The 26,296-nt window shown below is 42.1% G+C and carries 29 protein-coding genes; 15 read left to right on the top strand and 14 right to left on the bottom strand.

Features of this window, described 5'->3' with window-relative positions:
- Positions 1 to 12: 12 nt before the first annotated feature.
- From TY16_RS16905 to TY16_RS16885, 6 genes are all read right to left on the bottom strand, one after another.
- On the bottom strand, positions 13 to 513 hold the full coding sequence (locus TY16_RS16905) for a DoxX family membrane protein (RefSeq protein ID WP_043932998.1): 501 nt from the start codon (positions 511 to 513) through the stop codon (positions 13 to 15).
- Between the two features lie 433 nt (positions 514 to 946).
- On the bottom strand, positions 947 to 1,390 hold the full coding sequence (locus TY16_RS16900; RefSeq protein WP_043934808.1) for a hypothetical protein: 444 nt from the start codon (positions 1,388 to 1,390) through the stop codon (positions 947 to 949).
- A 229-nt stretch (positions 1,391 to 1,619) separates the two neighbouring features.
- Entirely contained in the window at positions 1,620 to 2,123 is a 504-nt protein-coding gene (locus TY16_RS16895; RefSeq protein WP_043932997.1) for a DoxX family membrane protein, read from the bottom strand.
- A gap of 252 nt (positions 2,124 to 2,375) precedes the next feature.
- Complete coding sequence (locus tag TY16_RS16890) at positions 2,376 to 4,328, bottom strand: LTA synthase family protein (RefSeq protein ID WP_043932996.1); 1,953 nt, start codon at positions 4,326 to 4,328, stop codon at positions 2,376 to 2,378.
- A gap of 357 nt (positions 4,329 to 4,685) precedes the next feature.
- The gene (locus tag TY16_RS26640; RefSeq protein ID WP_197028413.1) at positions 4,686 to 4,844 is read right to left on the bottom strand and encodes a hypothetical protein; all 159 of its coding nucleotides are present in this window, start codon (positions 4,842 to 4,844) and stop codon (positions 4,686 to 4,688) included.
- Between the two features lie 143 nt (positions 4,845 to 4,987).
- Complete coding sequence (locus tag TY16_RS16885) at positions 4,988 to 5,488, bottom strand: DoxX family membrane protein (protein WP_043932995.1); 501 nt, start codon at positions 5,486 to 5,488, stop codon at positions 4,988 to 4,990.
- Positions 5,489 to 5,802: 314 nt separating this feature from the next.
- Here TY16_RS16885 and TY16_RS16880 point away from each other — a divergent pair, with 314 nt between their 5' ends.
- Both TY16_RS16880 and TY16_RS16875 read left to right on the top strand, forming a co-directional pair.
- The gene (locus TY16_RS16880; protein WP_043932994.1) at positions 5,803 to 6,822 is read left to right on the top strand and encodes an STAS domain-containing protein; all 1,020 of its coding nucleotides are present in this window, start codon (positions 5,803 to 5,805) and stop codon (positions 6,820 to 6,822) included.
- Positions 6,823 to 6,965: 143 nt separating this feature from the next.
- Positions 6,966 to 8,117: a DUF4317 domain-containing protein gene (locus TY16_RS16875; protein ID WP_043932993.1), complete on the top strand. Its 1,152-nt coding sequence runs from the start codon at positions 6,966 to 6,968 to the stop codon at positions 8,115 to 8,117.
- Positions 8,118 to 8,238: 121 nt separating this feature from the next.
- On the opposite strand, the gene yfkAB is transcribed toward TY16_RS16875, so the two are convergent.
- Positions 8,239 to 9,360, bottom strand: coding sequence for a radical SAM/CxCxxxxC motif protein YfkAB (gene yfkAB, locus TY16_RS16870; RefSeq protein WP_043932992.1), 1,122 nt, complete (start codon positions 9,358 to 9,360; stop codon positions 8,239 to 8,241).
- A 346-nt stretch (positions 9,361 to 9,706) separates the two neighbouring features.
- Here yfkAB and TY16_RS16865 point away from each other — a divergent pair, with 346 nt between their 5' ends.
- Positions 9,707 to 11,083: an LVIVD repeat-containing protein gene (locus tag TY16_RS16865; RefSeq protein WP_043932991.1), complete on the top strand. Its 1,377-nt coding sequence runs from the start codon at positions 9,707 to 9,709 to the stop codon at positions 11,081 to 11,083.
- Positions 11,084 to 11,315: 232 nt separating this feature from the next.
- On the opposite strand, the gene TY16_RS16860 is transcribed toward TY16_RS16865, so the two are convergent.
- Positions 11,316 to 11,819 (bottom strand): DoxX family membrane protein, encoded by a 504-nt coding sequence (locus TY16_RS16860; RefSeq protein WP_043932990.1) that lies wholly within the window; start codon positions 11,817 to 11,819, stop codon positions 11,316 to 11,318.
- 192 nt (positions 11,820 to 12,011) lie between these two features.
- On the bottom strand, positions 12,012 to 13,019 hold the full coding sequence (locus TY16_RS16855; protein ID WP_043932989.1) for a DUF3231 family protein: 1,008 nt from the start codon (positions 13,017 to 13,019) through the stop codon (positions 12,012 to 12,014).
- Positions 13,020 to 13,269: 250 nt separating this feature from the next.
- Here TY16_RS16855 and pnuC point away from each other — a divergent pair, with 250 nt between their 5' ends.
- Genes pnuC through TY16_RS16840 form a run of 3 tightly spaced genes read left to right on the top strand, consistent with a single transcriptional unit; the run spans position 13,270 to position 15,444 of the window.
- Entirely contained in the window at positions 13,270 to 13,959 is a 690-nt protein-coding gene (gene pnuC / locus TY16_RS16850; protein WP_052342772.1) for a nicotinamide riboside transporter PnuC, read from the top strand.
- The gene (nadR, locus tag TY16_RS16845) at positions 13,956 to 14,990 is read left to right on the top strand and encodes a multifunctional transcriptional regulator/nicotinamide-nucleotide adenylyltransferase/ribosylnicotinamide kinase NadR (RefSeq protein ID WP_043932987.1); all 1,035 of its coding nucleotides are present in this window, start codon (positions 13,956 to 13,958) and stop codon (positions 14,988 to 14,990) included. The genes pnuC and nadR overlap by 4 nt, the downstream gene beginning before the upstream one ends.
- A 10-nt stretch (positions 14,991 to 15,000) precedes the next feature.
- Positions 15,001 to 15,444, top strand: a complete 444-nt coding sequence (locus TY16_RS16840) for an NUDIX hydrolase (protein WP_043932986.1) — start codon at positions 15,001 to 15,003, stop codon at positions 15,442 to 15,444.
- A gap of 395 nt (positions 15,445 to 15,839) precedes the next feature.
- Here the strand turns inward: TY16_RS16840 and TY16_RS16835 are convergent, their stop codons facing one another.
- Positions 15,840 to 16,340: a DoxX family membrane protein gene (locus TY16_RS16835; protein ID WP_043932985.1), complete on the bottom strand. Its 501-nt coding sequence runs from the start codon at positions 16,338 to 16,340 to the stop codon at positions 15,840 to 15,842.
- A gap of 301 nt (positions 16,341 to 16,641) precedes the next feature.
- Here TY16_RS16835 and TY16_RS16830 point away from each other — a divergent pair, with 301 nt between their 5' ends.
- Genes TY16_RS16830 through TY16_RS16820 form a run of 3 tightly spaced genes read left to right on the top strand, consistent with a single transcriptional unit; the run spans position 16,642 to position 19,361 of the window.
- Positions 16,642 to 17,121, top strand: coding sequence for a hypothetical protein (locus tag TY16_RS16830; protein WP_043932984.1), 480 nt, complete (start codon positions 16,642 to 16,644; stop codon positions 17,119 to 17,121).
- Positions 17,122 to 17,151: 30 nt separating this feature from the next.
- Positions 17,152 to 18,432: a S41 family peptidase gene (locus tag TY16_RS16825; protein ID WP_043932983.1), complete on the top strand. Its 1,281-nt coding sequence runs from the start codon at positions 17,152 to 17,154 to the stop codon at positions 18,430 to 18,432.
- Positions 18,433 to 18,443: 11 nt separating this feature from the next.
- The gene (locus tag TY16_RS16820; protein ID WP_043932982.1) at positions 18,444 to 19,361 is read left to right on the top strand and encodes a GNAT family N-acetyltransferase; all 918 of its coding nucleotides are present in this window, start codon (positions 18,444 to 18,446) and stop codon (positions 19,359 to 19,361) included.
- A gap of 94 nt (positions 19,362 to 19,455) precedes the next feature.
- Here the strand turns inward: TY16_RS16820 and TY16_RS16815 are convergent, their stop codons facing one another.
- Positions 19,456 to 19,959 carry a DoxX family membrane protein gene (locus TY16_RS16815; RefSeq protein WP_043932981.1) on the bottom strand — a complete coding sequence of 168 codons (504 nt, stop codon included), beginning with the start codon at positions 19,957 to 19,959 and terminating at the stop codon, positions 19,456 to 19,458.
- 204 nt (positions 19,960 to 20,163) lie between these two features.
- Between TY16_RS16815 and TY16_RS16810 the strand changes: the two genes are divergently transcribed.
- A complete protein-coding gene (locus TY16_RS16810) occupies positions 20,164 to 20,601 on the top strand; it encodes an SRPBCC family protein (RefSeq protein ID WP_043932980.1) in 438 nt (145 codons plus the stop codon).
- Positions 20,602 to 20,630: 29 nt separating this feature from the next.
- On the opposite strand, the gene TY16_RS16805 is transcribed toward TY16_RS16810, so the two are convergent.
- Positions 20,631 to 20,831: a DNA-binding protein gene (locus TY16_RS16805; protein ID WP_043932979.1), complete on the bottom strand. Its 201-nt coding sequence runs from the start codon at positions 20,829 to 20,831 to the stop codon at positions 20,631 to 20,633.
- A gap of 74 nt (positions 20,832 to 20,905) precedes the next feature.
- Here TY16_RS16805 and TY16_RS16800 point away from each other — a divergent pair, with 74 nt between their 5' ends.
- From TY16_RS16800 to TY16_RS16785, 4 genes are all read left to right on the top strand, one after another.
- Positions 20,906 to 21,361: a GNAT family N-acetyltransferase gene (locus TY16_RS16800; protein ID WP_043932978.1), complete on the top strand. Its 456-nt coding sequence runs from the start codon at positions 20,906 to 20,908 to the stop codon at positions 21,359 to 21,361.
- A gap of 195 nt (positions 21,362 to 21,556) precedes the next feature.
- Positions 21,557 to 22,036 carry an AraC family transcriptional regulator gene (locus tag TY16_RS16795; protein ID WP_043932977.1) on the top strand — a complete coding sequence of 160 codons (480 nt, stop codon included), beginning with the start codon at positions 21,557 to 21,559 and terminating at the stop codon, positions 22,034 to 22,036.
- A 3-nt stretch (positions 22,037 to 22,039) separates the two neighbouring features.
- Entirely contained in the window at positions 22,040 to 22,498 is a 459-nt protein-coding gene (locus TY16_RS16790) for a GNAT family N-acetyltransferase (RefSeq protein ID WP_043932976.1), read from the top strand.
- A 122-nt stretch (positions 22,499 to 22,620) separates the two neighbouring features.
- Entirely contained in the window at positions 22,621 to 23,901 is a 1,281-nt protein-coding gene (locus tag TY16_RS16785; RefSeq protein ID WP_043932975.1) for a glycosyl hydrolase family 18 protein, read from the top strand.
- Positions 23,902 to 24,050: 149 nt separating this feature from the next.
- Here TY16_RS16785 and TY16_RS16780 read toward each other — a convergent pair whose 3' ends face one another.
- Both TY16_RS16780 and TY16_RS16775 read right to left on the bottom strand, forming a co-directional pair.
- Positions 24,051 to 24,524 (bottom strand): hypothetical protein, encoded by a 474-nt coding sequence (locus TY16_RS16780; protein ID WP_231505640.1) that lies wholly within the window; start codon positions 24,522 to 24,524, stop codon positions 24,051 to 24,053.
- 632 nt (positions 24,525 to 25,156) lie between these two features.
- On the bottom strand, positions 25,157 to 25,657 hold the full coding sequence (locus TY16_RS16775; protein WP_043932973.1) for a DoxX family membrane protein: 501 nt from the start codon (positions 25,655 to 25,657) through the stop codon (positions 25,157 to 25,159).
- 136 nt (positions 25,658 to 25,793) lie between these two features.
- On the opposite strand from TY16_RS16775, the gene TY16_RS26345 reads away from it, so the two are divergent.
- Entirely contained in the window at positions 25,794 to 25,961 is a 168-nt protein-coding gene (locus tag TY16_RS26345) for a hypothetical protein (protein WP_155922273.1), read from the top strand.
- Positions 25,962 to 26,296 lie beyond the last annotated feature (335 nt).

Below are 26,296 nucleotides of genomic sequence, written 5' to 3'. Positions count from 1 at the left end.
GAGGGCTCCACCCTAGTTCTGAGTTTGAGTTTTTTTGATAGTCAGTTTGTGGATGTAAGGAAGCACATAGTGATCAAGGCCGTATTTACCAGCGTTTGCACCAGCTGCAAGAATGATGAATCCAAACAAGATGTCAGTTGGGTTGTGGCTGACTGTTCCGGCAAAGAAGAACGCGAAGTTCATTACTAAACCGAAGAACATTGCAGCAGTAGTCAAGCAGCCTAGCATAAGTCCAAGACCTACAAGAAGTTCGCCCCAAGGAACAAGAACGTTGAACAAATCGATATTTGGAAGTGCTACGTTCTGCAGGAAGTCTACATACCATTGGTACACGACGCCGCCGTCTGGGCCTTTTACTGGATTTGCAATCGCACCTTTGATAAAGCCGCTTGCGTCGAATCCGCCCTGAATTTTTCCAAGGCCTGCGCTGAACCAGGCATAACCGAGGTAGACACGAAGTACAGCGAGGAGAGCAGCAACAACTTTGTTTTCACGTAAGAAAGTGTTAAACATGAATAATACCCCTTTTCGTTTTGCTTTATTTTTAAAGTAAGTTAATTAACTTGTTTACACTATAAATATACGATGGAAAACACTTGCCGAATAGAGGGTAAGCAGACTATTCAAAAAGCTGTCAAAGCTTTTTGTCTAAGGTGTGAAACCATACACACATAGTGGAAACCAAGAGGGAGATAAATAAGATTAAAACCTAAACAGGTGGTTTTTGCTTAGGGTGGGCAGGTAAGCTATTCATGCCTCGCTGGCGTGTTACGTATGCATAAAGGCCATTCCCAACTTGTTTGGAAACGGCCTTCGTTTTGTTATTTCTTAGTATTCGTCTTCTTTATATTCCAAACTAAAAATGCTCCCAGGAATCCTATTCCTATAACAGATAAAGAGAAAGCTGTAGTAGAAGATGAGTTGCGATCATCCTTAAAGTTTTTAGTTAGGTCGATTTTCTTTCAGGTAAAGTAGGATTGCCCAGTAATTTCATATCATCCTCTGCTGAAGCGGCTTCTTTTGTTCTGTCACAAATGGTAGTCACCATAAAGGAACCATCGCCATAGATCTTCCCAAAGTTCTCGCTTGCATAGACCAGGTATTCCGTTCCTTCATGGAAAGTGAATCCGCAATCCCCGCTACCCTGGCCAGTATCAAGTATAACCTGTGATTCATTTAAACCTTTCCACGTTTTTGTAACCTCAAAGAGGACTTTTTTTCCATACTGTTTTTCATGATCCTTTACGCCAATTCCGGCAAAAACGGCTTTAGATGATTGTAATTCTTTCTGGACTGTCGGAGGATACGCACATTTGCATGCATAGCCAGTTAAGGGGAAGCCAAGTATAAATAAACTATATAACACTATAGCAACGGCAATCTTCCTCATTCAGAATCCCATCCTTATAGTAAATTGGCGATTATTTACTAAATAGACGAATACAAATCCATTTTGTGGCAATCAATTTTATCGATCCCCGCAGCAGATAACCACTTCATTTGGAGAAATAAAATACGGGTTTGTTGAGTAAGCCTCGCAATATAAATCAAATAAAAAAGCCCTCCATTGTGGAGGGCCCGTTATTAAAGGGGAGAAGGGGGAGGACTCCGCCTTTATATTAGTTTTGAAGCTGTTCTTTTTTGAAGACAGCTTTGTTGATGTATGGAAGTACCCAGCGATCAAGGCCGTATTTCCCAGCGTTTGCACCAGCTGCAAGGATGATGAATCCGAACAGGATGTCAGATGGGTTGTGGCTGACTGTTCCGGCAAAGAAGAATGAGAAGTTCAAAACTAAACCGAAGAACATTGCTGCAGAAGTTAGGCAGCCAAGCATTAGGCCAAGACCGACAAGCAGTTCGCCCCAAGGAACAAGAACGTTGAACAGGTCAATGTTAGGAAGTGCTACACTTTGCAGGAAGTCAACGTACCAGCCGTAGACTACACCGCCGTCTGGACCTTTAACCGGATTGGCGATTGCACCTTTGATGAAGCCAGATGCATCGAACGCTCCGCTCTGAATTTTACCAAGACCTGCACTGAACCATGCATAACCGAGATACACACGAAGAACAGCAAGAAGTGCAGAAACAATATTATTTTCTCGTAAGAATTTATTAAACATGAATGATTCCCCGTTTCAATTTAGTTTTTATAAAGTTAATTAACTTGTCTACACAGTAAATATACTCCGGATAACACTGTATGAATAGTGGTTATGAAGACTGTTCAAAAAGCTGTCAAAGATTCTTGTCTAATATGTGAACTTATTCACATTTAGTGAAAACCGTTAGGAAGGAGACCATTTTTTTTATATCCATATACATATAGACACAAAAAAGACTGCTTAAGAATAGTCTCTTAAGCAGCCTTTTCATTATTTATTTACTTGGGTATCTCCGGGCAATGAATAGTCGTATTGGGATGGATCGATTGGGGTAAAGCCTTTAGGTTTATAAAAACGAAGCAAATCCCCGTTTACCACTTTATCTGATAGCTTCAATTTATGAATTGCGTTCTCTCGTAAAGCTTTGGCCTCTTCCAGCCGAACCTCATCCAATTTCATGCCGGTCCTTGAGTCGTAGTACTTGCCATCAATGGCTGTAATGTCCGGGCTTACAAAGTCACCATTCCGGAAAGGAATCAATTCATCATGATCTTTGGATAACAAGTCCGTACCAAACTGTACATAGTCTTTTGTATTGATGCCCAATAGGTGGAGCAATGTAGGCATCAGGTCGATTTGGCCACCGTATTCGTGATTTATTCCACCTTCAATACCAGGAACTCGAATGAATAATGGCAATCGCTGTAACCCGGTGTTTTCAAATGGTGTAATTTCTTTTCCAAGTACCTGTTCCATTGCCTTGTTATGATTCTTCGAAATTCCATAATGGTCACCATACATGATTATGATTGAATTATCATATAGGCCGGATTCTTTCAGATAATCAAAGAACTCCTTTAATGCCTCATCAGCGTAACGAGCGGTCTGGAAGTAGTTATCAACTGATTTGTCGCCAGTAGTATGCGGCGCAATTGAAGCCTCTTCCTGGTCCATTGTATACGGATAATGATGTGAAACAGGAATGAACTTTGCATAAAATGGCTGAGGTAATGTTTCCAGGAGCGGGATTGACTGCTCGTAGAATGGTTTGTCCTCAAGTCCATAATCTGCCTTGTCTTCCGGTTTGATTTCATAAAAACGATCATCAAAAAATTTGTCATAGCCAAATGATTTATAAATTTCATTCCGGTTCCAGAACGAGCCGCCATTACCATGGAAGACTGCCGATGTATAGCCTTGTTGGCCTAATATACCGGGTGCGGACTGGTACGTATTCTTGCCCTTCGTTGTAAAAGCAGAACCCTGAGGCAATCCATACAAGGAATTCTCAATGATAAACTCCGCGTCAGCTGTCTTGCCCTGTGCAGTTTGATGGAAGAAGTTATCAAAGTAAAGGGTGTGCTTTTCATTCACCAAGGAATTAAGGAATGGTGTAACCTCTTCACCATGCAGCTTGTAATTAATCAAGAAGTTTTGGATCGATTCAAGATGCAAATAAATTACGTTCATACCTTTCCCGGCCCCGAAGTACTGCGGATTTGGTTCAGCATGATTCGACTTTGTAAAGTTGATAACCTCGGTTATTTCATCGCTGTCAGCCAATACCCTTTGGGCGGAGGATTTTGAACTTTGAACAGCATCATAAATCGTGTAATTGTACATTCCCAGGTACTTCACGATGTAGTTTAGGTCAAATCCCCTGGTCAGTAATTGCGGACGGTCCATTTCTGCTAAAGCCAAATTTATTCCTGAGACGAGTAATGCAAAAGTGAAAAGTGCAGCTATTTTTTTGCGGCCCATATTCCCAACTTCGATTTTAACAATCTTGAACGCATATAGTGCGATTAATAATGCAATGTCAATAAAGAATAAAACATCATATGGCCTTAAAAGGGAGCTGATACTGCTGCTCACATCACCAAAGTTTTCTGTCTGAAAAATTGTCGGCAGTGTTATAAAATCATTAAAAAAACGATAGTACAAAACATTGGCATATAGAAGGAAAGACAGGATGAAGTAGATGCTCAACAGCACCGTATACTTCTTTTTTCCTTTAAAAAAGAAAGCTAGTCCCAGAAAAGCCAGGGAAGATCCTAAAGGATTAAAAAACAATAGAAACTGTTGCAGGGCATTGTCTATACCCAGATCGAACTGGGTGAATTGAACTACATAGGTTTTTATCCAAAGTAAAACGACTGCTAATAAGAAAAAGCCACTATACTTATCAAAAATGCGACGGGCTCCCAAAGTGAATTTATTCATTCTGTTTACACCTTCCTTTTACTGCACATAATCCTATACAAAAATTATGACCAAATTATGAATAAACATTTGTGCCATTTAATAACTTACTCTACTATTAGAAAAAATATAAGCCTGACTCAGGCTCCTGTGGGGTAGTGGAAATGTTCAATATAGCACAAACTGGCATGCAGGAACAAGGGAAAATGTTTCCACAGGGATTTTGTGGATGCTTTGCAAGGAGAATGGTATGGGAATTTCGATCTATAACAGTGCTTGAGAAACGCCCAGACTACGAAGACATAACGAAAGAGCCAGGCCCTATGAATTTCGCAGGATATCGCTTGTCAAAAATAAAAAAGACAGGTGCCCTGTCTTCTAAAGTTTCCGGTCCAGCTTTTCTGATATGGTTTTAAGAATTGAGTTTCGTTCCTGCTGTACTTTAAGGAATTTTAACATGTACCAAATGATAAAAACAATTGGAACAATATAAAAAATTAACGCCAGAATTGGAAGAAACGTAAATGCGTTATTCATCAAAAACTAATCCACCTTTTTTGGTAAGTATACCATAGAATGTTAAGCTGTCATGAGGTCTTCTAAAAAAGTAAAGAGCCCTCCAGGAAGCTGAAAGGCTCAATATTTGAAAGGGGAGAAGGGGGGAGGACTCCGCCTTTACTTTAGTTTTGCGGCTGTTCTTTTTTGAACACGGCTTTGTTGATGTAAGGAAGTACCCAGCGGTCAAGGCCGTATTTACCAGCGTTCGCACCAGCTGCCAGGATAATGAATCCGAACAGGATGTCTGTTGGGTTATGGCTGATTGTTCCAGCAAAGAAGAACGCAAAGTTCATTACAAGACCGAAGAACATAGCAGCAGTTGTCAGGCAGCCAAGCATTAGGCCAAGACCGACAAGCAGTTCGCCCCAAGGAACAAGAACGTTGAACAGGTCGATGTTAGGAAGTGCTACACTTTGCAGGAAGTCAACGTACCAGCCGTACACGACACCGCCGTCTGGTCCTTTTACCGGATTGGCGATCGCGCCTTTGATGAAGCCGCTAGCGTCGAATCCTCCAGTTACTTTACCAAGGCCAGCAGTGAACCAGGCATAACCGAGATACACACGAAGCACAGCGAGCAGAGCAGCAACAATATTGTTTTCCCTTAAAAAATTGTTAAACATGAATGATTCCCCATTTCCTAATGTTTTTAAATACGTTGTTTACACTGTAAATATACTCCGGTAAACACCGTGTGAATAGGGCTTTAGCGGTCTATTCAAAAAGCTGTCAAAGCTTCTTGTCTAAGATGTGAAAACACATACAAATAGTGAAAACCTATTAATAGTTTTTTTGCTGGATAAAGGATTTTAGGATTAATGGTAGAACTATGTAGTAAGTACTGCCTTTAATGTTTTTTGAACGAAACGGCCCTGACTTAAACGAAACTGCCTTTAAGTGCAGCCAATGAAAAACAAAATTTATAAGGAGACCAGCAATGACCAAATCCACCATACACGTTAATACCAATGAGTTAATCTGGGATGAAACAAATGGTTTGCTCACGTTCGATGGCGCTCCAGCACTAGTATTCTGGGACAATGCAATCGAGTTGTTCTTAAATACGATAGAAGAAGTATCCGGAAAGAATGTTTCAAAAGCGGTATATGAGGCAACTGGTTATCGGATGGGCCAAATCGTGAAAACGTATTATGAGGGTCGAAATGATATTGAACAAATCCTTGCTGAATACAGGAATATATATAAAAGTTCCGGATGGGGTGACTTCAAAATTACATACCTCTCACTTGAAGAAAAGCGGGTAGTGGTGCAACTTTTCAATGGCTGGGAGCACAGGATTTTTAAAGAAGGCAAAAATAAACATGCCAATGTTTTAATGCCTAGCCATTGGGCAGGAATATTTGGCGGGCTTTTTCAAGAGGATATGTGGTATGAAGTTAAAAGCAGCCAAAGGGACGGCTACGACTATGATGAGATAGAGCTGTTCCAATCTAACATTACTTTCAGCAAAAATATCCACAATCTGGCCAGACAGAAGGAGCTGGAAAGCATTTCTGAATTGGAGGAAAAAGTTAAGGGAAGGACAGAAGAACTATCTGCTCTAGTAAAAGAACTGTCATCTCCAGTGATTCCTGTGCTCGAGGGAATATTGGTTATTCCGCTGATTGGAACCTTTAATGAGGAAAGGCTATCTGATCTTGTTGAAAGGGCCTTATTCGAGTTATCCACCCGCAAAGCGAATTACATTCTGATAGATGTTACGGGAATGACACAAATCAATGAATATACGATTTTCGGATTGCAAAAACTGATCAAGGCCATTCGCCTTTTAGGAAGCGAATGTTATATTGTGGGTGTTACTTCGGAACTGGCAGGCCAAATGATCCATTCAAACGTACAATTGAAGGGTATCCAATCATTTTTGAGCCTGCAGCAAGGGGTAGAGTTTGCCATCGGGGAAAATGGATATGAGCTTGTGAAGAAAAACAGCCTGTAAGTTTTCTGAAAAGGGATGGAGCCATTAGCGCTGGCAGCTGTCCTTTTTTATTTTTGTTAAGAGAACTGAGGAAAATATCACCTTGAAAAATATGAAAAATCAATGATAGAATCATATGTCTGGAGTATGAGAGGAGAATTCACGTGAACAAAAAGGATGTAAGCACAGTTCGGAAGCAATTTAAGACCGATAACGACAAGCTAGAAATCACGGATATTTTCAATGTATATGTCCAAAAGGAAACTTCTGAAATTTATCATTGGCAAAGCCAGCCATTTGGGATGCTTGAACAGTTCCAGCAGGAGTTGTTTATGGATAATTTCAGAAAAGTGCTTGCAGGGCAGCTTGATGCCAAGCTGTTTGATTTGAAGTTTAAGCGCGGGGAAGAAGGCAGTACGCAAACAATCCTTTATGATAACCTTAAAACAGAAGACGTTGAAACGTGGATGCAAAACATGCTTTCGATTGTTGAAAAAATGTTTGATGGCCTTGTCTACGAAATGGATACAGTGGTCACATTTATCCGTGGAGAATTCAAAGTGGCGACCAGGGCACGCAACGAGGAAACGGAAGAAGGCGGAGATGATGAAATGTTTTCACACCGCTTCATCCTTTGCAGCCTGAACCGGACGGACCAGCCCAAATCCTCGCTCGTATTTGATTACATTGAGAAGGAATTCAAAGCGAATACTGCTGTAGACCCGATTATCAATTTAACGGCGCCTATGTTCGGCTTCCTTTTTCCAACATTCAATCAAGGTGCAGCTGATGTGAACCATATCCTTTATTCTGCCGGGAAAGCAAATCAGCCTAGTGACCGGTTCATTGAAGAGGTCTTGACCTGTGAACCAATCCATACCGCAAAGGAAGAAAAGGACAACTTCGAACAAGTGCTTCAGTCTTTAATTGGTGAAAAGGTCGAAACAGACGTGCTTGCAAACATTTACAGTGAAATTAACAAAGTCGTCGAGGAAGCCGAGGACTCCGAAGCGCCTATGCTGGATTACCACGATGTGGAGCGGATTCTAGATGAAAGCGGCGTGAAGGATGTCACAACCGAGAAAGTCGAATTCGCTTTCAAAAACGTCCTTGATAACGAGCAAAAGGAAATCAAAGCCACAAGCCTTGTGCCGAAAACGGTAAAAATAGAGACCAAGGTTGCCACTGTTACAGTCAATCCGGAGGATCTAAAAAATGTCCGCTATGTCACCATTAATGGAAAGCGCTGCCTGTTGCTTGAAATTGACGAAGCGGCGGTCGTTGAAGGCTTTCAATTGGAAACTGTGGAATTATAATTTTTATTGTGTGAAGATGAATTTTTTAGTGCTGAGCCCTGTTGGGTTTAGCACTTTTTTGTTAAAACCACATGGGAGGCTAGTAAAAAATAAGGCTGCCTATCCGGCAGCCTGTTTATGTTCATTTACTTATGTTGTTGCGAAGCTTGCTAAAATCATTGTCCTGATAATAGCTATTCTTGACTAATATATTCGGTCCGAGGCACGAAACAGCCGGGCAGTGGCAGCTAAGGCTCTTAGCCAGGTTGGTTGTCTGCCATTTTTCAAAGGCAGCAGGAAGGCTGTCAGTCTGGATATTGCCAAGCGGCGGAGTATCGCCGAAATCTGTCACGATAATATCGCCATTAAAAATATTCACATTCAGTCTTGAACGGCCATCAGGGTCATTCCGGACCGTTACATTTTTGCTCTTATATATGCGTTGTAAGAGGTCAAGGTCATCCTGATTTCTGCTGCACGCATAGAAGGGCAGTGTCCCAAACAGCATCCAAACATTTTCATTGCGGATATCAAGCAGATGATGGATGGATGAACGGATTTCATCAAGCGACAATACCTCGAGATTGCTTGCGAAATCGCTAGGGTACATAGGATGCACCTCATGCCTCTGGCAGAGCATCTCCTCAACAATCTGCTTGTGGATGCGTTCAAGATGCGGCAGTGTCCGCTTGTTTAGCATTGTCTCTGCAGATACCATGACCCCAGCTTTCACCAGTGCCCTGCTATTTTCTATCATTCTTTTAAAATAGTTCTCTCGCTGCTTGTAATCCGGTTTCCTGTCCATCCGGGCAAAGCCGCCCTCAACAAAATCATCAACCGTCCCCCAATTATGAGAGATATGTAGAACATCCAGATACGGGACAATTAGCTCGTAGCGGGCCAGGTCAAGCGTCAAATTCGAATTAATCTGTGTGCGTACGCCACGTTCATGTGCGTATTTTAATATCGGCACGACGTAATTTTTGACAGACGAAAGGGAAAGCATCGGCTCCCCGCCGGTAATGCTCAGCGATCGGAGTGCAGGAATCTCCTCAAGCCTTTGCAAAAGAAGCTCAAGCGGCAAAGCGTTCGGGTCCTTTGGCTGAAGCGTATAGCCTACCGCACAATGTTCGCAGCGCATATTGCATAGAGTCGTTGTTGTGAATTCAATGTTGGTAAGCTTCGGCATTCCATACTGTTCAATGTCCATATACGCTTCCCATGGGTCATAGTCAGGGGTAATCTTGGGCTTTGTAGTTAACATAGGTACCTCCTTTTAGAAAAACCATTTTATTATAGCATAGTGGACGAAAGGGATTACTAGTAATGAAAATGAGATTTTTACAAATCAAAAAAACATCATTCGTATTGGGAAATATTCAAGACCGAGATAATCCTCCCATAGACTCTTTTGTTTAAATGGAACTGCCATTTTTAGACAAATAGAACTATATGGAATGAATAAAAAAACAGTACATATTGGTCATTTAAAGAGACGGAATATTCATTATAATTTGAACATCATATATAAACTCTTTATCGGTTTAATGTGATACCCAGCACGTTATACATAATCGCATGAAAAAGTTGACGAGAGGGAGGAATGTAAAATGAGGAAAAGGATTCTGATTAACACCGCCTTGGCTGGAGTATTGGTTTTTTCAGCCGGAGGTACATCGGTATTTGCCCACGATGAGTTTGGGGGCGGAGTAGAAAAGGGAGAAAACCTGGCAGGAGTGGAACTGACTGTCCCGCTGCTTGAAGGCAGCAAAAATGTAGGTGCGCTTAAAGAAGTGGCAGCTGTTGGATTAAAACAGATTCGTGAAGGGGTCAAAAATACAACAGGGGATGTCTACGCCTATAAAGGCTTTGCCTATCTTGGAACACACTCAGCCAACGGCGGCGGGGGCGGTGTCCGCGTGTTTGATATGAAAGATCCGTCAAATCCGGTTGAAGTTTCCCACTTTGCGGCAATTCCGGGGACCTGGCAGGAAAAAGTGATTGTCAAATCTGTCAACACACCAAACTTTAAAGGGGACCTTGCTGCCGTAAGTGTACAGAAGCTAGACCGCAATAACCCGAATGCAAAAGGCGGCTTTGTCCTGTATGATGTCACAAACCCGCGGAACCCAAAGGAGCTCGGTTTTTGGGAAGACACTTCAGGCTCACGCGGTACACATGAGCTTTATTTAACGGTTCAAGGAAATAACGTCTATGTATTGACAGCGAATTGCTATGCGGACCTCTACTCCCATGGTGAAAAAATGGATGTAAACATTGTCGATATAACCAATCCTGCTAAACCGAATACAGTTTTTGAGTTTGATCCGCGCGATCATATTGCAGAAATCAGTGACTCAAACTATGATGGCTACAATTGGACGGATGAGTCTGGAGTGAAACGGACTGCTTTTGCCCATAGTGTAAAAACCGATGGTACCGGAAAAACTGCTTTCCTTTCTTATTGGGATTTAGGAACAATTATCTTGGATATCAGTGATGCAGCTAACCCTGTTTACTTGGGAAGGACGGATTTCGCGAACAATGTTCAAGGAGCAGCCCATTCCATGGATTTAGCAAAAGGTGGCACAGTCCTTGTTGAAACAAGGGAGGTTTTTGGGCCAACACGCGATGGCTTTGAATCGGCTTATGGCTATACGATGATCTATGACATTAAGGATAAAACGAAGCCGAAGCTCTTGAGCACTTTCAGGACAGATTTTACTGACAAAATTCCTGGTGGTGCAACGGTCCATGACCCTAAAGTCCATGGAAACACGTTGTATCTGTCCCATTACTCAGGCGGAGTACGGACTGTTGATATCACGGACCCATCTTCACCAGTTGAAACTGGTGTCTACATCCCAAGCAAATCGAATATCTGGGGAGTGTTTGTAGACCGTAATTATGTCCTCGCGTCCGATATTGGATCAGGGTTGAAGGTTTTGCAAAAGAATAACTCAAACTCACCAGGTGAAATAGAATAATAATAGTAGCGTGCAGGAGTGCTAAAAGTGCTCCTGTTTTTTTCGCTTTTAAAGTTAAGCGGGGATTGAGACTGACAAAATTTGAACCTGCAGTTCCATTCCCAACCATGCTAATCCCAATAAAGGATGGAAACCTGCCAAGCGGCAACGTGGTTATTGAAAAAAACCCTCATTTCACATGAGGGGTTCATTCTATATTAAAGCGGAGAAGGGGGAGGACTCTCCTTTTATATTAGTTTTGAAGCTGTTCTTTTTTGAAGACTGCTTTGTTGATGTAAGGAAGTACCCAGCGATCAAGACCGTATTTACCAGCGTTTGCACCAGCTGCCAGCAGGATGAATCCAAACAGGATATCAGTTGGGTTGTGGCTGACTGTTCCGGCAAAGAAGAACGCGAAGTTCATTACTAGACCAAAGAACATTGCAGCAGTTGTCAGGCAGCCGAGCATAAGGCCAAGGCCTACAAGCAGTTCGCCCCAAGGAACAAGAACGTTGAACAGGTCAATGTTAGGAAGTGCTACACTTTGCAGGAAGTCGACGTACCAGCCGTAGACGACACCGCCGTCTGGACCCTTTACTGGATTTGCAATCGCACCCTGGATGAATCCGCTGGCATCGAATGCCCCGCTCTGAATTTTGCCAAGACCTGCACTGAACCAGGCATAACCGAGATACACACGAAGCACAGCAAGCAGAGCAGCAACAATATTGTTTTCCCTTAAGAATTTGTTAAACATGAATAATTCCCCATTTCCTAATGTTTTAAATACGTTGTTTACACTTTAAATATACTCCGGTAAACACCGTGCGAATAGGGGATTAAGCGACTGTTCAAAAATGTGTCACAGCATATTGGCAAAAGTGTGACGAACGCAACAGACAGTATTGAAAACCTAAAAAAGACAGCCAATGAAGGCTGCTTAACGAGCTTATTCTTTTGCCAAATCCCTGCGATTTGCTGATAGTGGAGGTTGCTCAAGCCATTGGTTAGCAATCATGATATTAGCCCCATCCTCTGAGAATTTAAGAATTTCCGCGGTAAGGCGGGCATAATCATTAATTAAATCTGAACGCTGTGTTTCTGATATGGATAACCCGTAATTGCCTATGCCGGCATAAATCATCAGGCTGAAATGAAACATAAGCAATTTATCCGAGAACGTTACATCGGTCGATTTCGTAACTTCATGGTCATAAGACATTGGAACCGGCAAAGAGGCCATTTTCAAGTAACTGCCTAATACGTTTATGTGCTTAAGAGCAATTTCCTTTCCTCGTAAAAGATAATCCCTTACCTTATAAGATTGGGCAACCTGGGCAAAGGCGGTGGCCAAACAGCTTCCAAAATAATTAGTGGCAATGTTTGCTGATAAATTGGTTACTTCTGTACCGGTTAGAGTTTCCCGTCTGCCCAAGCCCTCCAGGATAAACGACTGTTTATGTACAAACTCAACCTGATCAGGGTAAGGAATGGAAGGCGGCCTGACGGCAAGTCCTTTTTTCAGCAAAAGGCTTACAGCTGATGTATCCAGCTCGATAGTATCGGTCAGGCATTCATTATAAAAAGCGCGGATATCCTCGCGATAAACATTTTGAAGAATCCTGCCGTATGTAACCAAACCACCTTTTGACATGTTCCGGATATAATATAGGTAAAATGAATTTGAAAATAACGGCGCAGCATTTAAATTCACATCAGAATGCGTATAACCAACCGGGATTTGAATGTTCTCTCCCGTAAATAATGTCTCTATAAAGTCAATATGCTGTTCTGATAATTTGAGGGCATGAGCAGCAACTGATTGGATTGCCTCATCCTCGACATGTTTTAGAAAATGTTTCAACATGCAAGCCGACATTCCATCTGATAAATACGTTGTCCATAAATAGGCCAATTCAGCAGATGTAAGTTTTACATGGCTATGATGATCTTCCATGACAACATCCTCCTATCAAAAATACTATTCCCAATATGGCCATTAATTATCGAAACACAAATTATCTCTATCGTGGACATTTTGCTAGATCATCCATTGTTATAAAAAGCTTTTTCCAGCTTGGTTTTTTAAACGTTATAAATGAAAGGCGATGTCATGTAGGAATAGTCCGCAGCCATAACGAAGCAGGAATCCGTGACTTCAGTGCAGAACAATACTAATCTGGGAACAGTTAAAAGGGGGAGAAAGAGTGTTAAAGGATTGGACAGTATTTGAAAAAGTATGGCTGCTGGCATTCACGGCAATCAACATTTTTCTGTTTTTTGCATGGGATGACACGTTGATCGGGTTGATTAGTTCAATTACTGGGATGCTGTGTGTCGTGTTGGTCGCAAAGGGGAAAATCAGCAATTACTATTTTGGGATTATCCAGACAGGTACATATGCGTACATCTCATACACGTATGGCTTGTATGGGGAAGCGATGTTGAACGCATTGTTTTATTTTCCGCTGCAGTTCATCGGAATTTATTATTGGAAAAAGAACCAAGTCGGCCAGGGAACTATCGGTGAGGATGTTGCTGTAAAGAGGCTGACAAGGAAGCAATGGATTTGGCTGATTGTCATCATGGTCATCTCCTCGGCAGTCTATGCGGAAATCCTTCACTTGATTGGCGGCCAGCAGGTTCGTATCGATTCGGTGGCAGTTGTATTGTCGATAATCGCGCAAATCCTGATGGTAAAGCGGTTTGCCGAACAATGGGCGCTGTGGATCATGGTCAATGTGCTCTCGATTTTACTTTGGGCAATTACCTTGTTCCAGACAGGTGGAAATGACTACAACATGCTTGTGATGTGGAGCGCGTTTTTAATTAATAGTATTTATGGATACATTAATTGGATTAAAATGTCCAAGAATCAGGGAGTGGTCCAGGCATGACCACAGGCAAAATCGGCATGTTCGGCGGGAAATTCTATCCCGTCCATATGGGCCATGTATACGCGATGATCAAGGCAAGTACTATGGTCGATGAATTGCATGTGATTGTTTCGTATGATGACAGTTATGAGCGAAATGTTATTCTGAAAAATGCCAGGATCCCGCACATTCCCTACCAAATCCGGCTTCGCTGGTGGACAGAGCTGACAAAGGAGTTGCCGCATGTTTTTGTGCATGCTGTAGAGGAAATCCAAACCGGCCAGTTTTCAGATTGGGAGCGTGGAGCTGAACTGATCAATGCTGCTGTCGGGAAGGAAATCGATACAGTATTTAGCTCGGAGCCTTCATACGGTGCTTATTTTGAAAAATTGTACCCGGGAGCCCAGCATGTTGTAATTGATTCAGAGCGGCGGGCTTATTCTATTTCCGGGACAATGCTTCGTACTGAAGGAGCCATAAAGCATTGGCAGTGGCTCCCCGACTGTGTGAAACCGTACTTTGCTAAAAAGGTTGTCGTTGTCGGTACGGAAAGCTGCGGCAAATCAACTCTCGTCCGGAATCTGGCTGCATTATACAATACTGCGTTTGTAGAAGAATATGGACGGACTTTTTATGAAAAAGTAGGTGGCTGTGAAGGAATAACGCTCGATGAAGATTTTTCGCAAATTGCTTTTGGGCATAAATGCCGGGAAGAGGAAAAGCTTCAACAAGCCAATAAAGTGTTGTTTGTCGATACGGAAGCTATTGTCACCCAATACTTCTCAATTGCTTATCAGGGAAAAAGGCAGGCGATTCTCGATGAAATCGCAAGAACACAAACCTACGATTTATGGCTGCTGCTTGAGCCGGATGTAGAGTGGGTCGATGATGGCACCCGTTCATTTGGCGAGCAGGAAGTTCGGGAGCGGAATCATATGATTCTCAAAGGCTTGCTAGATGAACATGCGATTTCGTATCAAACCATCAGTGGCAACTATCAGGAAAGGCTCGAAAAGGCTGTTCGGCTAGTTGAGGAACTGCTTAACGAGTAAAAGGTGAGATATGGGATACATAGAAGAACTGAGAGAAGTAACCGGACAGCGTCCGCTCATTCTTGTTGGATCAGCGGTGGCTGTTTTTAATGAAAAAGGCGAGCTTCTTTTGCAAAAAAGGCCGGACGGACAATGGGGTGTGCCAGGGGGCTTGATGGAGCTTGGCGAGTCGGCTGAGGACACCGCCCGCCGTGAAATACTAGAGGAAACAGGACTGGAAATCGGTGACCTTGACTTGGTCACAGTACTATCAGGCAACGAATACTTTGTTCACCTCCCAAATGGGGACCAGTATTATGCTGTCACGGTTGTGTATAGGACAGATGATATCAAGGGTGGAAGGCTTGGGCCAGATGGAGTGGAATCGATTGATGCAAAGTTTTTCCTGCTGGATGAATTGCCTAAAAAGCTCACACGGATTATAACCTCATTGATAAAAAAGAGTTGGTTATAGTTGGAGATAAAGTGACGACCTGAAAAATGAATGACGGTTTCAATCAAGTCTATTGGTTACATTTTGACCTGCAGAAGAGGATGAAACGGTACCAATCAAGCCTATTGGTTACATTTTGACCGGGTGGAGAGCGTAAAACGGTACCAATCAAGTCTATTGGTTACATTTTGACCTGCCTGAGAGCTTGAAACGGTACCAATCAAGCCTATTGGTTACATTTTGACCTACCGAAAAGCGTGAAACGGTTTCAATAATTATCCATCCGCTGATGGCAAAACTGGCATTTCGAAGCTGCAAATTGTTATTCATAAACAAAAAATTGCTTAAAAGAAGATGGCCCTTCGATTTGAAGGGCCATTCTTTATAGTAAAAGGGGAGAGGAGGAAGGCTCCACCCTAGTTTTGAGTTTGAGCTTTTTTGAAAATTGCTTTGTTGATATAAGGAAGCACATAGTGGTCAAGGCCGTATTTACCAGCGTTTGCACCAGCTACAAGGATGATGAAGCCGAACAGGATGTCTGTTGGGTTATGGCTGACTGTTCCAGCAAAGAAGAACGCGAAGTTCATTACAAGACCGAAGAAAATTGCCGCAGTAGTCAAGCAGCCTAGCATAAGTCCAAGACCTACAAGAAGTTCTCCCCAAGGGACAAGAACGTTGAATAGATCGATGTTTGGAAGGGCAACGTTTTGCAGGAAGTCGACGTACCAGCCGTAGACGACACCGCCGTCCGGGCCTTTTACCGGATTGGCGATTGAGCCTTTAATGAATCCGCTGGCGTCGAATCCGCCTTGAATTTTTCCAAGGCCTGCACTGAACCAGGCATAGCCAAGATATACACGTAGAGCAGCAAGCAGAGCAGCAACAATTTTATTTTCCCTTAAGAATGTGTTAAACATGAATGATTCCCCATTTCCTAATGTTTTTAAATACGTTGTTTACACTGTAAATATATTCGATTTTACACTATTAAAATAGTGGTTTTGGTGCATGTTCATAAAGCTGACAAAGCTTAGTGTCAGACCTGTGACAAAAATCACTGCATGGCGGTATATGAGGAAGTCAGCACAACTTCAACCCAATTGGAGGAAGGAATTTGTTTGGAAGCTGTCACCGGGTAAACAGCAATATGTTGGCAGGATTCATGGCATTCTTTGTTGAATACATTCATATCAAGAATTTTCCAAATGGGAGATCCCTATGAAATCTGACTTGAAAAAGCGAGAAATCCAAAATAACTATCGTAAGTCGCTTCAACAAAAGAGGGAAAATAAGAAACACACATTGGAAGCAGCGTTTGTCATTTTTGCGCTTGTTGTAATTGGATTGTATTTTTTACCGGATAATTTAATAGGCACGAATACCAATTTCAAGGGGGAAAACCCTGAATTGAAATGGTTCCAGGGTGCATCTGCTATTGATCAAGAGTTTAAAAAGACTAGTGAGCATTATAGAGGAATTGCGGTAGATAAGAATCCAAAGCCTTTTAAGTATTTGATTAAAACGAATATAGAAGATACAGATCCCGCAGCGGAGGAGGCAGCGCTGAAGTTGGCTGATCGGGCAGCTGATGTAATAGAATCACTTCAATTGCCTTCGTTTTTAAAAGAAGGGGAAACGTACGAAATCATTGTATTGGGAAAATATAACGAAGAATTGCTGCGGAAGGAATTTAAGTAAATCAGATAGGCTGATGAGGGGGAAAACGGAATGTATCGTACTATTTTCGAAGAAATAGTTTCAATAACCAACAATGATTATGCCGGCTGTCTTGATAAGAAAGGTTGGGATAATCCTGATTCATACAGAAATATCCTCTCGGCTCTAGAGGAGCGAAATGAGCTTGTTCCAGAGAGGTTTGCGGACCTCGTCTCGGATTATTTGCTAGACTTCAAGGATTCCCATATGTATTTCAAGCTTATACATAGTAAAGAAAACAAGGTTTATGACAATGGATTCCGAGTCAGGAGATACCGGGACAGGCTGTATGTCACCGAGGTATGGGCAGAGGGTGGATTCGAGGTTGGCGATGCGATTATCACATTGGACGGAATGCAGGTCCCTCATCTTGTTGGAAAGCATAAACGGGAGCTGATGACAGACGTTGCTGAGCGGGAGCATTGGAGGCAGGTTATAAAAAACTACTCGATTTGCCACGTTCTAGATACATTTGGCCGACTGAAGGAAGTGGAACTCCATCGGTACGAGGTACAGCCTTCAAAGCACCAATTTTCAGTTAAGGTACTTGATAAGGATACAGTATTGATTACGCTGCCAGACTTCAGCGACCTTCACGCGGTAGGGAAGCTGATTCATCAGCACGAAGCACAGCTGGCGGCTATTCCAAACTTACTAATTGATGTCCGCAAGAATAGCGGAGGAAGCGATAGTGCGTTTGCTGAACTGGTACCATACCTCTTTGAGGAGGGCGGGATTACAATTGAGCTAGACAGTTACAGGATGAAATATAATTGTACCGGGCGGAACTATAACCTTACATCCCAGTTTATGAATGGGTTCCTGCAAGAAGTGAGGGACGAACGGCTAAAACAGAAGTTTAGTGATTTCATGATAGCCTTTAGTAAAAATAGAGGCAATGGTTTTGTTGACATGAATGGGGAACTGCCGGCGATTACATTTTCAGGCAAGAATTATCCGAAAAACGTCATTGTTCTATCGGATACCTACACCGCAAGCGCGGGCGAAATGTTTGTGGACCTTTGTAAAATGTCTTCAAAGGTCACAGTCATCGGCAGACCAACAGCGGGTGTGAATGACTATGCAAATCTGGTTATCCAGGAGTGGAAAGGATTGTTCGAACTATGGTATCCGACCTCCAGAATGGATAGTATTGATAAAGGAAATGGCACCTCCGGTAAAGGGATTGCACCTGATATCTATATTCCCTGGACACCGGAACATACAAAAGAGGATGTTGATCTGAAAATGGCTTTGAATATGCTGAGAAATGGATACAAGGTACCTCGCTAGGAGCTGGTATGGTGATTGTTTACAGAAGATTTGCAGTTTCGGATATTGTAGGGTTAGAAGAGTTAATTAATGAAAATAGTGAGTTTTTTAGCAAGGGAAGTAAAACAAATGTTGAACAGCTAAATGAATGGTTTAACGACCCTGAAGAAGATATAAAGGAAAATACTTTCGTGTCACTTGCCGAGGGAAAAATCATTGGCTACCAAGCCTTATGCCTCTTAAAAAGACCTGAAAAATTAAATGTGTACGCATATGGGCAGGTCCATCATGCCTGGCGAAGAAAAGGCGTGGGGTCAGAGCTAATCAGGCAATCGCTTAAGTCACTTACACACTTAAAAAAAGAGTTCCCAAACGTTATATATAATCACCTTGTTCGTGTTCCTTCCGGCCAGGAATATGAGCTGGCAGAAAAGTTCAACTATCAAATTTTGACCAGGTTAAATAACTATTATATGGACATCAAAAAGGCGGATAGCCCTCGATTGCCAGCAGAATTCACATTTTCTCCCTTTAGGAAGGAGTTTGCAAGTACATTGGCTTCACTATATAATACTGCCTTTTCCTGGCATCCGAACACATCCGGATTAACCGCCAAAGGGATACTTTATGAAATGAACAATCGAGATTTTGAGGCGGAGTTCAACATTGCGTGCCTGAACCTTTTGGGAAAGGCAATCGGATATATTTCAGGGCATAGAGAAGGAGAAAATGCAGGAGTCATCTCTACAATTGCTGTAAACACGGACTCACAAGGAAAAGGCATTGGAAAAGCGCTTTTGCAAGAGTTGATTCTGCGGATGAAGCTAGCTGGAGTGAAAACGATTCGTCTTACGGTTGACGCCTGCAATCCAACAGGCGCAATCCCATTATATCAAAAGCATGGCTTCAAAATTGGGGAGACCATCATTCATTACACGGTGGAAATTTGAAATTGGATATTCCGGCCTTTTTTTTAAAATAAGAAAAAGCCACCTTGGCGGGTGGCTTTTCATCTATAAACTCGGAAGGGGGCTGCCGAGTTTATTATTGTTGAGTTTGTGCCTTTTTGAAGACTGCTTTGTTGATGTATGGAAGCACCCAGCGGTCAAGGCCGTATTTACCAGCATTTGCACCGGCTGCAAGCAGGATGAATCCGAACAGGATGTCAGTTGGGTTGTGGCTGACTGTTCCAGCAAAGAAGAACGCGAAGTTCATTACTAGACCGAAGAACATAGCAGCAGTTGTCAGGCAGCCAAGCATGAGGCCAAGACCTACTAGAAGTTCGCCCCAAGGAACAAGAACGTTAAACAGGTCGATGTTAGGAAGAGCTACACTTTGCAGGAAGTCAACGTACCAGCCGTACACGACACCGCCGTCTGGACCTTTAACCGGGTTAGCGATAGCACCTTTGATGAACCCGGATGCATCGAATGCACCGCTCTGAATTTTACCAAGACCTGCACTGAACCAGGCATAACCAAGATAGACACGGAGAACAGCAAGTAGTGCAGAAACAATATTGTTTTCCCTTAAGAATTTGTTAAACATGAATGATTCCCCTCTTCTTTTTTAAGTTGTTTTGTAAAAGAAAATGATTACACTGTTAATATAATCCTTTACTTACGGTACGGATAGGGGATACATGGCTTATTCAAAAAGCTGTCAAAGTTTCTTGACGAAGATGTGACAAACGGCACAGAATGTATGTAATGGAAAATTTTAAGTTGACTACTAATGAAATGAGTGAGGGCAATGGACACGAAAGTAACAGCTAAAATGAAAATTCGAAAGCCAGCTAGCGAAGTGTTTGAAGCGATTGTGAATCCCGAAAAAATGGGGAATTACTGGTTCTCAACAGGGACGGGGAGATTGGAAGAAGGCCAAACCGTTACCTGGAGATATGAGGAATACGGTGCTGAAGGAAAAGTGCATGTCCTTGAGCTGGAGACAGCCAAGAAAATCGTCTTCAATTGGGGTGAGCCCGAAGCAGAGACGACAGTGACCATGAACTTTTTAGAGGAAGATGAGTCGACGATTGTTGAAGTGATTGAAGCTGGATTGAAGGAAGACGATCCGTATCTTGTTCAGAAAATGATGGGACAAACCGGCGGCTGGATCTACATGCTTACTTGCCTGAAGGCGTACCTGGAGCACGGAATTTCGGATTTAAGGGCATCGCTTGTTCATTAAAAAGAGAAGGATGGGAATTAATTCATCCTTCAAGCATCTTTTGCAAAATCCAGGCCCTTTTCTGCAAGAGCCTCTTTTAGTATCCTTACTGCTTTTGGCCCAATGCCATGCAAGTTGAGGAGATCTGTTTCAGAAATTGTTGTTAACTGTTCGAGCTGTGTGAAACCTGCACCAGCCAAGGCTCTTTCAGCCGGCTTTGAAGTTTTTGGGAAATCATTGGATTCAGGCATTTTAAAGAGTCCTTTCTTTAATAAATCTATTTTAAGCATTTTTTATAAAAAAATAAAAGATTGGGAGTAAAACAATGCAAAGCACGATTCAGGTAAGACAAGCAGACAGTAGAGATAGTACTCAACTATACGGCCTTATGAGGGAATACATAGTAGATTTCTACAACCAGCCTGAACCTTCCGAGGAGGAGTTAAAGGGCTTGATTCGTCATCTTCTTGAGAACCCTTCAAGCGGTGTACAATTTGTAGCTGAAGAAAATGGAAAGCTGATTGGATTTGCCACCTTGTATTTTACCTTTAGCACACTCAAGGTTAAGAGGCAGGCAATCCTAAATGATTTATTTGTCCACAGAGATGTTCGTGGTAAAAAGGTTGGAGAAACTCTTTTCAAAACATGTCTGGACTATATCCGGAAGCATAACTTTGCGGGAATGACATGGGAAACAGCAAAGGACAATGTTGCAGCCCAAGCGCTTTATAAAAAAATGGGCGGAGAGATTTCGAAATGGGTTGTGTATGAAATAAAATAGAATTGCGCCTTGGTCCTGTTAGGATTAAGGCGCTTTTATTGTTTTCCACGCAGGAGTTAGCTGCTGATGAACGGTTCAATGATCTTGCGCGAGGCATGTTGTTAACCTGGCTCCTGTGCCGTTTGTTCAAAAGAAGGATTTCACTTAGATTTAGCGAATAAAAGGAAATAATGACCATTTTTAGGAGTTGAATATATGAAGATTCAAGTAAGAACACTGCCGGATTTAGAAGTGGCATATATCCGGCGGGTTGGAAGCTATTTTGGACCACAGGAACACTGGGGCAAATTGATGGAGTGGGCTGCAGATAACGGCTTATTTCCACCTAAACATGAGTTTATAGGAATATCATTGGATAATCCTGACCTTGTTGGGGCGGATGAATGCCGGCATGATGCCTGTGTTACGATTCCAAAAGGCTTTTATAAGGAAAGCCATCAGGAAATTGATTATAAAACATTGAAGGGCGGATTGTATGCCTTGTATTCGTTCTATGATAGCCCAGAAAAGCTGAATGAAGCTTACCAATTTTTGTACGGAACATGGTTGAGGAACAGTGAATATGAGGCTGATTTTGATCGATTCAATCTTGAGTTCAGCAGGAATAATCCAGCAGAAGATCCGGACGGGAAATGCAAAGTCGATTTATATGTCCCAATAAACGAGAGGAGGTAAAACATGTATCAGTATTTCAATGGACTGGTTATCCGCGAGGGGACAGAAGGTGTTCCAGCTGAACAAGTTGAAGTTCTTTTCAAGGATGCTGGATGGGTACGAAATACGCCTGAGTGGCAAAAGGAAAAATTCACACTAATATTCTCAAACTCAACATGGGCCTTCACTGTTTGGGATAACGAAAAGATAGTCGGAATGGTGAGAGTCATTTCAGACCAAATCATGGCAGCGAACATTATGGATTTGGTTGTGCTAACTGACTATCGTGGAAAAGGGATTGGCCAAAAGCTGGTTGAGCTCTGCGTACAAAAGCTTCCCCATGGCGATTGGTTCGCGCATACCTCTGCAAACAATTTTAGTTTTTACAAAAAGTGCGGTTTTGAAGTGAGGGATTTATCCGAAAATGGGACCTGTACCTATTATGGATATATACAGTCAAGGAAGGATGGACACAGAGTCTAGTATAAGCGCATTAGGTTTCCAGCAGATTTAATCTTCATAATTCAGTAATAATTGGATTTCGATTTAAGCAGAACAGTATAGAATCTCCACTCGTTAATATGATGTAGTAAAGGGGTGAGAGAATGACTGTTCACATTGTACGTTCTGGTGAAAATCTCTGGTTCATTTCGAACCTGTATGCTGTCCCAATTGCCACTGTTATTTCAGTTAACGGATTAACTTCAACAAAGCTAGTGCCTGGCCTTGCTCTTTATATTCCAGACAATAACCAGCACACCAGAAGCTACCAGATAAAACCAGGTGATATGCTTTGGCGGGTGGCGCAGCAGTTTAACACAACTGTTAGTTCAATCATTGCTGCAAATCCAGGCATTGATGTTAGTAAACTTCGAATTGGCCAAGTTATTACCATTCCCTCACCGATAAAGATGGCCTTGCGCACTGTAGGTTTTTTTATTCCCTCAGGCGCATCAACAAATTTCTCAACACTAGATTCCTTAGCAAATCAACTAACTTATATAGCGATAGTAAACTATTCATTTACGGCGCAGGGATGGGCTTATGCCCAATTTGACGATTCTGCGATTATTACAAGATCCAGACAGCTGAATATTTCTCCATTACTAATGATTCGAAACTTCGCTTCAAGCGGATTTGATGCGGGGCTGGCAGGCACGGTACTGGGAAATGCAACATACCGGCAGAATTTAATAGCGAGTATTGTCAATCTGGCAAGGAGTAGAGGATTCGAGGGTGTAAGTCTTGATTTTGAATTTATTCCCCCGGCAAACCGAAATGATTTTACCCTGTTCCTTCAGGCCTTAAAGCGGCAATTAGGCGATTTGCAATTGCATGTTAACGTCCACGCCAAAACAGAAGATTTGCCAACAAATCGAATTGTCGGGGCATATGATTATGCTGCGATTGGAGCAATTGTTGATTATATGGCGGTCATGACAATTGATTATGGCTATCCCGGCGGGCCGCCCGATCCAATTTCACCAATTAACTGGGTGGAACAAGTGATTAAGTATGCGCGAAGTTTGGTCGATGCGAGGAAACTGGTAATGGCAATGGCTTTATACGGTTATGACAGTGTAGCTGCGACGAAAACAACCCGGGGCATATCCGTCCTTACCGCCCAGAACAATGCCCTATCGTTTGGTTCGGATATTCAATATGATCGAACGTTTCAATCCCCGTGGTACCGTTATTGGTCTGGCACGGTGGAACATATTGTTTGGTTTGAGGATATCCGAAGCTATACGGAGAAATATCGGCTAATTGATTCCTACCAATTGGCTGGAACTACCTTTTGGCATATTGGCCTCCCCGCACCACAGAACTGGGCATTCTTAAGGGAAGAGGCAACTGTCATAAAAAAAAGCCGCTCGGGATTATGATCCTGAGCGGCTTTGCTTGTGGCAACCATTTTGGAACCATCTCTCTTTTACCAATCTTCGAAAAAATTTCATAATGTGGGGCGATCGCTAGGGGACAAACGGGTCAGTAAGAATTAAGTCTGAATGAATGAAGCAGACTCAATCCATAATTACTTGGAAGGAGTCCGCTTTTCTTTATACAATTCATACCCATATTGGAATCCGTAAAGAGAAAGAGATTTTATTAAAAATAGGAGCGACAGTCTGAACCTATTCAGCCTGACTAAAGAGGCATACCCCATCTTTTTAAAAATATAGACCATAACATAAGTGAAAAAGGAATCAACAATAAGGTTACTAATGAAATATTTTCTAAAATTCCCGTATGTCAACTTTAGTGTCCAAAACGTTCCGACCACAAATGGGCCTAGAATAAGCGGCACTTCCCCCAGCATGTTAGGGTTCTTTTTATGGAAGAACCACCACCATTTATTTTTCTCCGCCAGCCATCCTTCAATTGTCACATATACAGTAATAAACAAAGTCCCGGGAAGAAATCGTTTTAATGTTTTGTTGCCTAAAAACGGAACAGAAATCCACGGAAGGACTGCCAGCAAAATGATAAGATTCTTGTACCTTCGCATAACCATCACATCCTAAAATAAGGCGTTGGTCATAGTGTGTCCTGAAGAGTTAGGTTTATTAACTGCCATTGAAATGTATGGTTAATTTTCACTAGCCATTCTCAGGCACCTATTAGTGAAGATGCTTAGGAAAGGTAGTAAGGCTTGAAGGTTTACTACTGATAACTATTCTTTTTGCTAACGCTATAATAAATGTAGTGAATTTTCACTAGCCATTCTCAGGCGCCTACTAGTGAAGATGCTTAGGAAAGGTAGTGAGGCTTGAAGGTTTACTACTGATAACTATTCTTTTTGCATCACACTTTTTTGCCAATCCTAAAATAAATTTAGTAAATTTCCACTAGCCATTCACAGGCACCTACTAGTGAAGCTGCTTAGGAAGGTAGTAAGGCTTGAAGGTTTACTACAAATGACTATTCCATATGCATCACACTTTTTTGCTATTCAAGTAAGAAATTTTATTTATTTTACTAGTTATTTTTTATGTAATTACGGATGACTTAGTTGTCCCACATCCCAGTAGCGATCATAGTAAAGGAGTGCACTACAATAGGAACACAATTTTCTTCTTTATATAAAAAACCCCTCAAACTCATTGAGGGGCAGAATTTATGATAAAGGGGGACTCCTCTTTACTCTTGAGGTTGTGGCTTTTTGAAAACAGCTTTGTTGATGTAAGGAAGCACCCAGCGATCAAGACCGTATTTACCAGCGTTTGCGCCAGCTGCAAGCAGGATGAATCCGAACAGGATATCAGTTGGGTTGTGGCTGACTGTTCCGGCAAAGAAGAACGCGAAGTTCATTATAAGACCGAAGAACATTGCCGCAGTTGTCAGGCAGCCAAGCATTAGGCCAAGACCTACAAGCAGTTCGCCCCAAGGAACAAGAACGTTGAACAGGTCGATGTTAGGAAGAGCTACACTTTGCAGGAAGTCAACGTACCAGCCGTACACGACACTGCCGTCTGGACCCTTTACTGGATTGGCAATCGCACCCTGGATAAAGCCGCTGGCGTCGAATCCGCCCTGAATTTTACCAAGGCCTGCAGTGAACCAGGCATAACCGAGATACACACGAAGCACAGCGAGCAGAGCAGCAACAATATTGTTTTCCCTTAAGAATTTGTTAAACATGAATGATTCCCCATTTCCTAATGTTTTTAAATACGTTGTTTACACTGTAAATATACTCCGGTAAACACCATGTGAATAGGGCTTTTAAGCACCATTCAAAAAGCTGTCAAAGCTTCTTGTCTAAGATGTGAATTGCATGGCAGAAAAGATCCAAAGTACAAGCAGCAGCCACGTTTTAAAGGATCACCGAGAAATTTTGCTAATCAAGGGGACAAAGCGTGGCTGGGAGAGCCTGGCGGGCAGGTTGAGGAGGGAGATGCTAAAGGCTGCGGCCATCAGGGGAAAACGAAAGAATAATTCATGAAAGCCCTCAACCTTTTTGTGTTGCGGTTAAATCGCAAGAATACTGAGGAAGAAACGTTACAGTTAATTCCGATTTGATAAAAGGCCTAAAGGGTCTTTTTTTTGCATAAATTAATCCAATGTTCTGTAGTGAAAAATAAAGTAATCGGACATGTTTTCATACCGGCTAGTATTAACTTTATAGTGATAAAAATAGGGCCTTACTATTTTGATATTCCAATTAATTACTTGTTTACCACTTTAAGATATACATTAATTTTTGTTTTTGCTATAATATTCTTACTATTCGATATATTCCAATATCATAAGTGTGGCTTTATTAATCTAATAGTAAAA

Origin of the sequence: Bacillus sp. EB01, from assembly GCF_000613125.1 — a bacterium.
In the GTDB taxonomy this organism is placed as follows: Bacteria; Bacillota; Bacilli; order Bacillales; family Cytobacillaceae; genus Bacillus_D.
This window is presented reverse-complemented; position numbering and strand designations above follow the sequence as displayed.

Coding starts and splice junctions, on each gene's coding strand:
- TY16_RS16905 (WP_043932998.1), bottom strand. CDS start 513: ATGTTTAACACTTTCTTACGTGAAAACAAAGTTGTTGCTGCTCTCCTC.
- TY16_RS16900 (WP_043934808.1), bottom strand. CDS start 1,390: ATGAGGAAGATTGCCGTTGCTATAGTGTTATATAGTTTATTTATACTT.
- TY16_RS16895 (WP_043932997.1), bottom strand. CDS start 2,123: ATGTTTAATAAATTCTTACGAGAAAATAATATTGTTTCTGCACTTCTT.
- TY16_RS16890 (WP_043932996.1), bottom strand. CDS start 4,328: ATGAATAAATTCACTTTGGGAGCCCGTCGCATTTTTGATAAGTATAGT.
- TY16_RS26640 (WP_197028413.1), bottom strand. CDS start 4,844: ATGAATAACGCATTTACGTTTCTTCCAATTCTGGCGTTAATTTTTTAT.
- TY16_RS16885 (WP_043932995.1), bottom strand. CDS start 5,488: ATGTTTAACAATTTTTTAAGGGAAAACAATATTGTTGCTGCTCTGCTC.
- TY16_RS16880 (WP_043932994.1), top strand. CDS start 5,803: ATGACCAAATCCACCATACACGTTAATACCAATGAGTTAATCTGGGAT.
- yfkAB (WP_043932992.1), bottom strand. CDS start 9,360: ATGTTAACTACAAAGCCCAAGATTACCCCTGACTATGACCCATGGGAA.
- TY16_RS16865 (WP_043932991.1), top strand. CDS start 9,707: ATGAGGAAAAGGATTCTGATTAACACCGCCTTGGCTGGAGTATTGGTT.
- TY16_RS16860 (WP_043932990.1), bottom strand. CDS start 11,819: ATGTTTAACAAATTCTTAAGGGAAAACAATATTGTTGCTGCTCTGCTT.
- TY16_RS16855 (WP_043932989.1), bottom strand. CDS start 13,019: ATGGAAGATCATCATAGCCATGTAAAACTTACATCTGCTGAATTGGCC.
- nadR (WP_043932987.1), top strand. CDS start 13,956: ATGACCACAGGCAAAATCGGCATGTTCGGCGGGAAATTCTATCCCGTC.
- TY16_RS16840 (WP_043932986.1), top strand. CDS start 15,001: ATGGGATACATAGAAGAACTGAGAGAAGTAACCGGACAGCGTCCGCTC.
- TY16_RS16835 (WP_043932985.1), bottom strand. CDS start 16,340: ATGTTTAACACATTCTTAAGGGAAAATAAAATTGTTGCTGCTCTGCTT.
- TY16_RS16830 (WP_043932984.1), top strand. CDS start 16,642: ATGAAATCTGACTTGAAAAAGCGAGAAATCCAAAATAACTATCGTAAG.
- TY16_RS16825 (WP_043932983.1), top strand. CDS start 17,152: ATGTATCGTACTATTTTCGAAGAAATAGTTTCAATAACCAACAATGAT.
- TY16_RS16815 (WP_043932981.1), bottom strand. CDS start 19,959: ATGTTTAACAAATTCTTAAGGGAAAACAATATTGTTTCTGCACTACTT.
- TY16_RS16810 (WP_043932980.1), top strand. CDS start 20,164: ATGGACACGAAAGTAACAGCTAAAATGAAAATTCGAAAGCCAGCTAGC.
- TY16_RS16805 (WP_043932979.1), bottom strand. CDS start 20,831: ATGCCTGAATCCAATGATTTCCCAAAAACTTCAAAGCCGGCTGAAAGA.
- TY16_RS16800 (WP_043932978.1), top strand. CDS start 20,906: ATGCAAAGCACGATTCAGGTAAGACAAGCAGACAGTAGAGATAGTACT.
- TY16_RS16795 (WP_043932977.1), top strand. CDS start 21,557: ATGAAGATTCAAGTAAGAACACTGCCGGATTTAGAAGTGGCATATATC.
- TY16_RS16790 (WP_043932976.1), top strand. CDS start 22,040: ATGTATCAGTATTTCAATGGACTGGTTATCCGCGAGGGGACAGAAGGT.
- TY16_RS16785 (WP_043932975.1), top strand. CDS start 22,621: ATGACTGTTCACATTGTACGTTCTGGTGAAAATCTCTGGTTCATTTCG.
- TY16_RS16780 (WP_231505640.1), bottom strand. CDS start 24,524: ATGCGAAGGTACAAGAATCTTATCATTTTGCTGGCAGTCCTTCCGTGG.
- TY16_RS16775 (WP_043932973.1), bottom strand. CDS start 25,657: ATGTTTAACAAATTCTTAAGGGAAAACAATATTGTTGCTGCTCTGCTC.
- TY16_RS26345 (WP_155922273.1), top strand. CDS start 25,794: ATGGCAGAAAAGATCCAAAGTACAAGCAGCAGCCACGTTTTAAAGGAT.